This window comes from Tunicatimonas sp. (genome assembly GCF_049647865.1).
Lineage (GTDB): Bacteria > Bacteroidota > Bacteroidia > Cytophagales > Cyclobacteriaceae > Tunicatimonas.
Genome location: NZ_JBARYM010000144.1, coordinates 1 through 8,874, shown reverse-complemented (window position 1 = coordinate 8,874; position 8,874 = coordinate 1). Strand labels below are relative to the sequence as shown.

Sequence of the window (8,874 nt, the reverse complement as noted above, 5' to 3'; positions counted from 1 at the left end):
CCGCAGCCACTTATATTGCTAAGCAGCTAGGCGCACAAGTGACCGCGGTGAGCCACTCGAAAAACCGGGACTACTGTCTTGCTCAGGGAGCCGACGCGTTCGTAGCCTACGACACCGAAGACGTGTTTGACCCGAAGGCCAAGTACGATGTCTTCTTTCAGGTGTACTCCAAGCGGGGGGATATGTACTCTTCCGCCAAAAAGGTGCTGCGCAAAGACGGCCGTTTCGTCTGCCTGATTCCGAACCCACTGTACGTTTTCAAAAAGTTGTTTTTCTGGCCGAAGTTTAATTTTGTGCTGGTAAAAGCGAACCGGAAGCACCTCGAGCAACTGATCGAGTGGATACAAAAAGGTGCATTTGCCCCCAACATCCATCGCGAGTATAGCTTTGATGAGTACAAAGACGCTTTTCGTGAGCTTGAAGCTAGTTCGGTACAGGGCAAGGTTATTATTGACGTAGCTTCAGAGAGAAGTTAAGGGACAAAAACTACGGTTAAGTATTGTATTTATGTTGCTGAGTATCTAAACCTCCGACTCTAAGATTTCAATGGACTCATCCAAATCTGACTTTAAATATTCGAGATTCGACCTCAAATTACCAATCAGAATTAGGAAGTATTGAAAGTTTTTTTTCGGGTTATCTCTCCATCTCTCATTAGTATGAATAGTTCATCTAGCATTCGGTCCTCAAAATTCAATAGCGATTATTTATCTTGGTAGATTTCTACAATTTCTGAGACGATTTTTTAGTCTACTTCTCAGAATACACCCGCAGATTTTTCGCTCTCGAATCCGCTGTCTTTCAGAGTCAGTAAATTATAGCTTATGTCTCTATTAGAAGAATCTGTCTCTAAAAGTAATCTTATCTTCTGCCCCAATATGTCTAAAATAACAATGCTAAGTTCCTTCAGATATTCTTTTAGTTTCATGAGCCATTCTGTTTGAAGCGAGTAAGCACATAACTAATAAAAAATTAGCAATGCTCACCGTAGCCCACCACTACGTACCACATGTTGCCACACTGTTGCTTAACTATTGAAGGATACGTTGAGGAACAACCTAGAAAATGATAGGGAACTGGTCGTTAGCAGAATCGGCGAGTAGAAGTGACTATTTGCACCAACGAAAATATGGTTAAAGCAGCCGAACGTAATAATTTGGGAGAAGAGAGGTGGAATTTATTTCTCCTTCTTTAAAACTAGAAAGCTCGGTGTGCTGGGCTTTTTTTTTGTTCCAATAGATTCTACTTCTGCTGTTCCAGGTTACAGTATCTTAACTAACTTTGTATTCTAACCCAGCTTTATATGAAAGAAAATAAGCTATCCCACGTAAACGATCAAAATAACCCAACCATGGTAGATGTTAGCCTGAAAGCAGTAACCTTACGGACTGCCACGGCTCAAAGTATTATTGGTTTGGATAATAAGCTATGGAACCAACTTGGCTTAGATAACTCAACAACCAAAGATATTTATACCAAAAAGGGGCCGGTATTTCAGACTGCTATCATTGCCGGAACTATGGCGGTTAAGAAGACTAGTGATCTTATTCCCTTTTGCCACCCATTGGCTATTGAAAGATGTAACTTCCATATTCAGCCTAAGGAGGGTTACGAAATTTGTATTGAATGTACGGTCACCGTGAGTGGTAAAACCGGGGTAGAAATGGAGGCACTAACAGGAGCAAGTGTGGCTGCCCTTACAGTTTACGATATGTGCAAGGCACTTTCTCCTAATATGGTTATTAAAAAAACCTGCCTTCTAAGCAAGTCAGGGGGAAAAAGTGACTTCAATTCAGATTAAACATAAATTTACTTGCAAACGACCAGAAAACAATCTATCATTGGAAGTGTAACTTACAATAGATTAAAATACAGCAAAATCATTATTTGTTTTTGCTTATTTCTGCAACTACCTTAATTTTTAGCTAATAATCAAGAGCGTTTTACGCCTTAAAAGCAATCTACTGGTAAGTTATTACTTTCATACATTAACAAATACTACCTACCTTATGATGACGTGCTGGCTTATTGATGATAACGAAATTGACTTACTTATTACTCGTAAACTGTTGCAAACTTGGGAGCCGTCCCTATCTATTCGCGAATTTACTGATGGAAGAGAAGTACTTGCTCAACTGAGACGATCTGAAGTTGAACCACCCCAACTTATTTTTTTGGATTTATTTATGCCTAAGTTCAGCGGATGGAATTTTCTGGAAGAGTATCAGTTTGCTAACAATAAAAATACCCACATCTACGTACTTTCTTCTTCAGTAGATAGGTTTGATATTGACCGAGTTAATAACTACCAAGGGGTGCAAGGGTACATTTCCAAACCAGTGACGAAAGAAGGTATACAACGAGTAATAGCGACTTGTCAGCAACAGTTAGTTGCAAGCTAGAAAGGTAGTGGTTCTATCAACTCCTGATTAAGCTGCCGAAACCGGTCAATAATTTTAGGTAGAACCCGAAAGCTCGAAGCACTTTCTATTAAACGGCCATCAATTTCTTTTACAGCAGTTAACTCTCCCATAGTGCCCGTTGCAAAAACCTCGTCAGCAGTATAAAAATCAGTGAGCGAAAGGTTTTTTTCTCGCGTTGGAACATCCAATGATTGGGCAATCTCCAATACCAAACCCCGAGTAATACCTGGCAAACACGCATCGGCGTGCGGAGTAAATAATTGCCCATTTTTCACTATAAACAAATTAGTGTCATTTAATTCAGCTACAAAACCGTGGGCATCCAACATAACGGCTGCATCTACCCCAGCCACATTTGCCTGAATTTTGGCTAAAATATTATTAAGTAAATTATTGTGGTGAATCTTAGAATCCAGATGCTGAGGTGAATTTCGCGCTACGCTAGAGGTAATCACTCGAATACCCTGATCATTATCATACACCGGAGGTTTCCATTCAGCGAGTACAATCAAGCAGCAACCTACTTGATTAAGTCGTGGGTCCATACCCGAAGTGATCTTCTCACCACGCGTAAGTGTTAACCGAATATGCGTATCACTTCGCATCTCATTAGCTTCCAGCGTTTGAAAAATTGCCCTTTTAATACCATCTAACAAGGGAATATTGGCAAAGCAAAGTGCTTTTGCTGAATCTCTTAGCCGAGTAAGGTGGCGATCTAAGCAGAAAATACCACCCTCGTACACGCGTAAACCTTCCCATACCGCGTCGCCGCCCTGCACCGAACTATCAAATACTGATACTTTAGCCTCGGATCGGGGGTAAAGCCGATCGCCAACGTATACTTGAATATGTTCATTACGCGGGTCGTATTTCTGTAGCATATTAGGCTTGAATAGCGTTTTCGTGGAGTTTATTATAAAATAGTAGAGCGGTTTTATAAAGTTCTTCCAAGTGTGCGGGTAGCGGGCGGTTACTGGTTGGCTGCTGGGAGAAACCAGTAGACTGATGCACATTACGGTACCAGTATCGAGCCCAAATTCCATCTTCCGGTAACGGCTTTGGTTCCCAGGAGAGCATCGACTTTTCAAACGGTAGGTCTAGCGCTACGCACAATTTTTGTAACACCCCCAGCGGATCTTTTAATAACTCACCTGAATCTAACACCACAGACGGTATTCCTAGGTTCTGCAAGAATTGATACATTTTATACTGGCGGTAAGAGCCAATATCTTCCATAGTAGGTGTCTGTATATTTTGAGCGATGGAGCTAATTAGCTGCTTCGGATTGCGAATAAGAAATAGGTTCGTGAGCCGAGTAGTAAATCGATAATCCAGATCAACCAAATGGTGCGCCATATTCTTAATAAATAACACTGGGCGGTTATAGTTGCCAAAAACTACATCCTCTAAAATAGCTCGCGAGTTGGTTTTCATATTGGTAAGAATGTCTTCTTTTCCCGGGTGGTTCACATTGGGTCGTTGGGTTAAATAGTAACCGTAGAAAGGCTCGTCAACTACTTGTGTATCCGATCGCTGAGCGAAGGAGTACATGAGAGCGGTAGATAAATTACGAGGATTGGAAATCAGATGAATGCGTTTCATGTGAGTTAAGGATGAGCGGATACCCAAACTTCACCATCATCAAAAATCTCCTTCTTCCAAATAGGTACGGTTTGTTTGAGTGTATCGATCGTAAATTTACAAGCTTCAAAAGCGGCTTGCCGGTGGGGAGTAGCTACCGCAATGATAACCGCAATATCGCCAACATACAATGTGCCCTTACGGTGGTGAATGGCAATTTTTTCTACTGGCCACTGTTCGCAAGCTTGAACCGCCAACTTTTCCATTTCCTTTACTGCCATGGGGTCGTAGGCTTCAAAGTCTAGACGTTCAACAGTTCGCTGCTGGGTGTTGTTGCGCACGGTGCCAATAAAAACATCAACGGCTCCTGCACTATCAGACTGCACCGAATTAAGCACAGTATTGATCTGAAGTGGTTCATCAGTTAGCGAAATAGCTATTTTATTGTTTGAGTTCATGAACATAGTTTATTGGAGACTGAAAATCGGATACTGAAATCTGAAATGGGCCTTTCAAAATCCGCTTTCCGGTTTCCGTTCACCAGTTTCCGCCCATTATCCTCCACTTACTGGAGGGATAAGGGCAATCTCATCGCTTTCGTGCAACTCTTGTTGTTTCTGCCCATACTCATTGTTAACGGCTACCAACACCGAATTCAAATTGTGCAGCTTCGGATAACTTTTCTTCAATTGTTCTACTAAATCTGGCACAGTAGCTCCCTGAGGCATTTCGTAGCGCAACTTCTGTTGCCCTACAATATCTTTCGTGATGCCAAAAAGTAAGATATTTAGTTCCATACGCAACAAGGTACGTATTTTGGTAGGCAATATACAATATGCATTTATAGTCTTTTCTTAAAGTACAAAATAGACAAATTCACTTTTCTGACGAGCCTGTACCGACACACTATGTTCTACATTAGTAAGTTGTTTTCCGTTATTTACTGCTCGGTAAAATAGGTTTTAATAAAATTGTATTGCCATAGTAAGGAAGGATGACGAATCGGATCGCTGACGCGACTATCTCCCTCACTAGCTGGAGATTACTTCCGCCCGGCGGCCCGGCTCGTACCTTGTTGCAATGACGTTAACTTATTTACTTTACAGTGTACTTACGCTATACGTTATGATGAAAATTGTTTAAAGTAATAGGTTCCAGCAGACAGCTAGAGGCTCATTATATTTAAGCGAGAGAATATTGTGAACTCTGCCTAGTATTAGTCGCGCCTCTTTCCTCACTTTTTAGTATTTTAGGCTTTTGTACTAAAAAAAATAATTGATGTCTTCGGATATAAGACGAGCTCCTACCCTCACCGAATCGGCTATTCCTATTGTCTTTCTGCTTCCCCTACTGGCAATCAATGTGTACGTGTATGACAGCGATTCCACCTACGGGCCTAACCAGATTGCTTTGATTATTTCAGCAGCCGTAGCTGCTCTGATCGCACTACGAACGGGGGTTACTTGGCCTACGCTACAAGACGGCATTGTAAAAAGTATTAGTTCGGCCATGTCGGCTATGCTTATTTTACTACTCATTGGTTCGCTGGCGGGCACCTGGATGCTAAGCGGCATCGTGCCCGCTATGATTTACTACGGCTTGCAAATTCTGAATCCTACCATCTTTCTATTTGCGGCCTGTATTGTCTGCGCGGTGGTGGCGGTGGCTACGGGTAGTAGTTGGTCTACGGTGGCTACAGTGGGTATCGCCCTGCTGGGCATTGGCACTACTTTAGGGCTGTCGCCGGGCGTCACCGGCGGGGCCATCATTTCGGGCGCGTACTTCGGGGATAAGATGTCGCCCCTCTCGGACACCACCAACTTAGCTCCCGCTATGGCCGGAACGGATTTGTTCACCCACATCCGCTACATGACCTACACCACCGTTCCTTCTATCACTATTTCGCTGATAATCTTCCTAATTATTGGACTTACGGCAGAAAACACCATGACCGACGACGGCACGCAGGAGGTGCTATCGGCGTTGGATAATGCGTTTAATATCAACGGATTGCTATTTATTGTTCCGGTGGTGGTCATCGGAATGATCGTTAAGAAAGTGCCCGCCCTACCGGCCTTACTAGCGGGCACCTTGTTAGGTGGCCTATTCGCTATCATCTTTCAACCGCAGGCTATTGCTCAGGTGAGTGGGCAAAGTGGAGCTTTTGGTACCTACATAGCCGTAATGAAAGCCATGTACACCAACGTTAGCATCACCACTGATAACGATATGGTGAATGGCTTGCTATCTACCGGAGGTATGGCAGGGATGTTGAATACCATTTGGCTGATTATCTGCGCCATGATTTTTGGGGGAGTAATGGAATCGGCGGGAATGTTGAAGCGCATTACGCAGTCCATTATTCAGTACGCTAACTCTACCGGCTCGCTGATTTCTTCTACGGCACTTACTTCTATCTTCTTTAATGTGACGGCTTCAGACCAGTACCTGGCGATTGTGGTGCCCGGCCGCATGTTTGCTCAGACCTACCGCGAACGAGGACTAAAACCCCGAGTGCTCAGCCGAACGTTGGAGGATTCGGGTACGGTAACTTCGGTGCTAATTCCCTGGAATACCTGCGGGGCCACCCAGGCGGCGGTGCTGGGAGTGGCTACGCTAACCTACGCTCCGTTTGCTTTCTTTTGCATACTTAGTCCGATTATGACAATTCTCTTCGGATTTTTAAACTTTAAAATTGCCCGCTATCAACCCGGTGAGTTGGCAGAGGCGAATCAAAAAACAGTTGCGGCATGATGTTTCCCAAGCACATTACAAAAGAAGAAATAAACAACTTACCCCTTCGTAAATACGAGGGAAGAATTGTGCTGATTACCGATTCGGATAAGCAAGAGGAAGTGTTTAAGGAATTGCGGGAACACGCGGTAGTAGGATTTGATACGGAAGCACGACCGGCCTTCAAACGAGGTGTGCACTACGATACTTCGTTAATTCAGCTATCGGTTCCTAATAAAACGTATCTAATTCGCCTAAATTATACTGGAGTCAGCCTAGCATTTACTGAATTCTTTGCTAACCCTTTAATTAAAAAAGTAGGAATCAGCATTAAAGACGACCTGAAAGATTTGCGGAAACTATGTTCTAAACATCATCTGGTGTTCTCTCCTGATAACGTATTGGATTTAAATGATGCAGCTAAACGACTAGATGTTAAGCACGCTGGTGTGCGAAAGCTGACTGGAATTTTCTTAGGCTTTCGGGTTTCTAAAGCTCAACAGACTTCTAATTGGGAAAACCCGCAGCTCACCGAACCCCAAATGCGCTACGCCGCTACCGATGCTTGGGTCTGCTTAGAGATTTATCAACGACTGGCGTACCTTGGCTATGTTTGATAATGAACAATGAACGTAAAGGAGCATTACTCATCAATCATTAAACTACTTCGTACTCGCTAATATCGGAGAGGTCAAATGTATTCATGAAAGCGGTGGTAAAATCGCCCTCCTGAAATTTGGGATCATCCATTAGTTTAATATGAAATGGAATAGTAGTCTTAATACCTTCAATGACAAACTCACCTAGTGCTCGTTTCATACGAGTGATTGCTTCTAAGCGGGTCTGGCCACTAACAATCACTTTGGCAATCATAGAATCATAGTTGGGGGGGATACTGTAGCCGGCGTAAATATGACTGTCTATTCTTACTCCAAGGCCACCGGGCATATGTAAATTGGTAATCCTTCCGGGGCTAGGGCGGAAGCCATTGGCAGGGTCTTCGGCATTAATTCGGCACTCAATCGCGTGTAGCATAGGGTAGTAGTTTTTACCCGACAATTTAATGCCCGCTGCCACCTTGATTTGTTCTTTAATCAAATCGAAGCTAGTCACTTCCTCGGTAATGGGGTGTTCCACCTGAATCCGGGTGTTCATCTCCATAAAGTAGAAGTTACGGTGCTTATCAACTAAAAACTCAATGGTTCCGGCACCTTCGTAGCCAATAGCTTCGGCCCCTTTGATAGCAGCTTGCCCCATTTTCTCCCGTAACTCATCGGTCATAAACGGTGAGGGGGTTTCTTCCAGTAGCTTTTGATGACGGCGTTGAATAGAGCAGTCTCGCTCTGATAGGTGACAAGCTTTTCCATTTTGATCACCTACAATTTGAATCTCAATATGGCGAGGCTCTTCTACAAATTTCTCCAGATAAAGGGCGTCATTGCCAAAAGAGGCTCCCGATTCCCGACGGGCATCGTCCCAAGCTTTCTTAAATCCGCTCTTATCCTCAACTATTCGCATTCCTTTTCCACCCCCCCCCGCGGTAGCTTTTAGTATTACTGGATAACCGATATCTTCGGCAATCTTCATTCCTTCATCAATACTACTTAGCAGACCCTCTGAACCGGGCACAGTAGGTACCCCGGCCTCCTGCATAGTAGCTTTGGCGGTGGCTTTGTCGCCCATCTTACCAATCATTCCGGGGGAAGCACCAATGAATTTGATACCGTACTCTTCACATACCCGTGAGAACTCCGCATTTTCAGATAGAAACCCGTAGCCGGGATGAATTGCATCAGCGTTAGTAATTTCAGCCGCTGCAATTATATTTGGAATGCTAAGATAAGAAGCACTACTAGCCGGAGGGCCAATACATACGGCCTCGTCGGCGAAGCGAACATGAAGGCTATCTTTGTCGGCAGTTGAATATACTGCAACGGTGCTGATACCCATTTCGCGACAGCTTCGAATAACCCGTAGGGCAATTTCACCCCGGTTAGCAATAAGAATTTTTTTAAACATAGACAGAGTGTTAGGGTATTTGCGTGTTAAGGTGTTATTGTTTTGTGTGTCAGTAACAACTTATGATCTTAACACATAAACTCTTTAACACTATAACACGCTATTGCTAAGCTGGGTC

At 43.6% G+C, this 8,874-nt stretch carries 10 protein-coding genes; 5 read left to right on the top strand and 5 right to left on the bottom strand.

Going from position 1 to position 8,874, the window contains the following annotated elements; genetic code table 11:
* The 3 genes from WBA23_RS04545 to WBA23_RS04535 form a co-directional block, all read left to right on the top strand.
* Positions 1-476 (top strand): zinc-binding dehydrogenase (locus tag WBA23_RS04545; protein WP_424581061.1); only part of this gene is annotated, 476 nt, incomplete at its 5' end.
* Between the two features lie 827 nt (positions 477-1,303).
* On the top strand, positions 1,304-1,801 hold the full coding sequence (gene moaC, locus WBA23_RS04540) for a cyclic pyranopterin monophosphate synthase MoaC (RefSeq protein ID WP_424581060.1): 498 nt from the start codon (positions 1,304-1,306) through the stop codon (positions 1,799-1,801).
* 208 nt (positions 1,802-2,009) lie between these two features.
* Positions 2,010-2,402, top strand: a complete 393-nt coding sequence (locus WBA23_RS04535; protein ID WP_424581059.1) for a response regulator — start codon at positions 2,010-2,012, stop codon at positions 2,400-2,402.
* Here WBA23_RS04535 and WBA23_RS04530 read toward each other — a convergent pair.
* From WBA23_RS04530 to moaD, 4 genes are all read right to left on the bottom strand, one after another.
* Entirely contained in the window at positions 2,399-3,304 is a 906-nt protein-coding gene (locus tag WBA23_RS04530) for an aminotransferase class IV (RefSeq protein ID WP_424581058.1), read from the bottom strand. The genes WBA23_RS04535 and WBA23_RS04530 overlap by 4 nt on opposite strands.
* A 1-nt stretch (position 3,305) precedes the next feature.
* Positions 3,306-4,025: a sulfotransferase family protein gene (locus tag WBA23_RS04525; protein ID WP_424581057.1), complete on the bottom strand. Its 720-nt coding sequence runs from the start codon at positions 4,023-4,025 to the stop codon at positions 3,306-3,308.
* Between the two features lie 5 nt (positions 4,026-4,030).
* Positions 4,031-4,468, bottom strand: coding sequence for a molybdenum cofactor biosynthesis protein MoaE (locus WBA23_RS04520; protein ID WP_424581056.1), 438 nt, complete (start codon positions 4,466-4,468; stop codon positions 4,031-4,033).
* A 90-nt stretch (positions 4,469-4,558) separates the two neighbouring features.
* Entirely contained in the window at positions 4,559-4,801 is a 243-nt protein-coding gene (moaD, locus tag WBA23_RS04515) for a molybdopterin converting factor subunit 1 (protein WP_424581055.1), read from the bottom strand.
* A gap of 481 nt (positions 4,802-5,282) precedes the next feature.
* Between moaD and nhaC the strand changes: the two genes are divergently transcribed.
* Entirely contained in the window at positions 5,283-6,758 is a 1,476-nt protein-coding gene (nhaC, locus tag WBA23_RS04510) for a Na+/H+ antiporter NhaC (RefSeq protein ID WP_424581054.1), read from the top strand.
* On the top strand, positions 6,755-7,354 hold the full coding sequence (locus WBA23_RS04505) for a 3'-5' exonuclease (protein WP_424581053.1): 600 nt from the start codon (positions 6,755-6,757) through the stop codon (positions 7,352-7,354). The genes nhaC and WBA23_RS04505 overlap by 4 nt, the downstream gene beginning before the upstream one ends.
* Before the next feature lie 40 nt (positions 7,355-7,394).
* On the opposite strand, the gene accC is transcribed toward WBA23_RS04505, so the two are convergent.
* Positions 7,395-8,756: an acetyl-CoA carboxylase biotin carboxylase subunit gene (accC, locus tag WBA23_RS04500; protein ID WP_424581052.1), complete on the bottom strand. Its 1,362-nt coding sequence runs from the start codon at positions 8,754-8,756 to the stop codon at positions 7,395-7,397.
* Positions 8,757-8,874: the final 118 nt, after the last annotated feature.